The sequence below is a fragment of the Streptomyces sp. NPDC004732 genome (assembly GCF_040609235.1).
In the GTDB taxonomy this organism is placed as follows: Bacteria; Actinomycetota; Actinomycetes; order Streptomycetales; family Streptomycetaceae; genus Streptomyces.
This window is the reverse complement of record NZ_JBEXJR010000052.1, coordinates 1-1,189: the sequence shown is the minus strand read 5'-3', so window position 1 is coordinate 1,189 and position 1,189 is coordinate 1. Positions and strand designations below refer to the sequence as shown.

The 1,189-nt window shown below is 32.3% G+C and carries 2 protein-coding genes; both read left to right on the top strand.

What is annotated here, in order from left to right:
- On the top strand, nucleotides 1-258 hold a 258-nt coding region (locus tag ABZV77_RS42705), incomplete at its 5' end, for a GntR family transcriptional regulator (protein WP_356268797.1).
- A gap of 2 nt (nucleotides 259-260) precedes the next feature.
- Entirely contained in the window at nucleotides 261-1,145 is an 885-nt protein-coding gene (locus ABZV77_RS42700; protein ID WP_042748911.1) for an ABC transporter ATP-binding protein, read from the top strand.
- The last annotated feature ends 44 nt before the right edge of the window (nucleotides 1,146-1,189 follow it).

The window sequence follows — 1,189 nt, the reverse complement described above, 5'->3', positions numbered from 1 at the left end:
GTTCGAGAGATGTCCAAGCAGTTGGGCGTTAACCCGAATACTGTTGCCAAAGCTTATAAGGAATTAGAGCATCAAAATGTAATCACAACTATTAAGGGAAGAGGTTCTTTTGTTAAAAATAATGATGGTCAGGATGAAGAAATTGATATTCAGACACAAAAAAAATTAAGAAGTCAGCTTAAATCATGGTTAGTTGAAGCACAATATGCAAAAATTCCATTAAGTTTAATCTATGAGTGGATAAAGGAGGAGGAGTAAAAGTGGAGATTCAAAATTTAAGTAAGAGGATTGATGGTAATGTTGTTTTGAAACATATTAATTTATCCATCCCTCTAGGAAGTATTTTTGGAATTGTGGGAAGAAATGGATCTGGTAAAACCACTTTATTCCGTACGATAGCCAGTCATTATTTGATGGATGAAGGAATGGTATCAATTGATGGTCAAGATATTAACAAAGAGGTTAGTCTAAAGAATGATATTTTTTTCCTTGATCCTCAATATCAACCATTAAATAAAATGAGATTACGAACAATTGAGAGTTATTTTTCTCTATTATATCCTCTTTTTGATAGTAAGAGATTTTTGGAATTGATCGAAAAACATCAATTACCTGATGATCAATTTCAAAAATATTCCAAAGGGATGCAATGCTTACTCCTCGTTATTATTGCGCTTTGTTCAAATTGTTCCTATATTATCTTAGATGAACCTCTTGATGGGCTCGATGTTATCGTACGGAAACAGGTTGTTGATTTAATGATCGATGCAATCAGTGATCGAGAGAGAAGTATTATTTTAGCTTCACATAATTTGAATGAGTTGGAAAAGCTAGCGGACCAAGTCGCTTTTATTAAAGAACACTCTATTGTTTCTATATTGAATCTTTCTACAGTAAAAATGTCAATCTGTAAACTTCAGATTGCTTTTAAAGACTATGAATTACCTCAGTTTATCAAACAAGAAGCGAAGCATATTACTCATGAAGGCCGAGTAAGCACAGTGATTTTTGAAAATTATAGTGATGAACTTATGGAACGAATAAACAATTGTGAACCACTACTGATTGAAGAACTTCCTTTAACTTTAGAAGATATTTTTATAAGCAAGTTTTCAGGTCATGAGATGACTGATGAAAGAGAGTGAGGAAAGAATGGATAACAAAAAATTGAACAAAATTACTTGGAAAC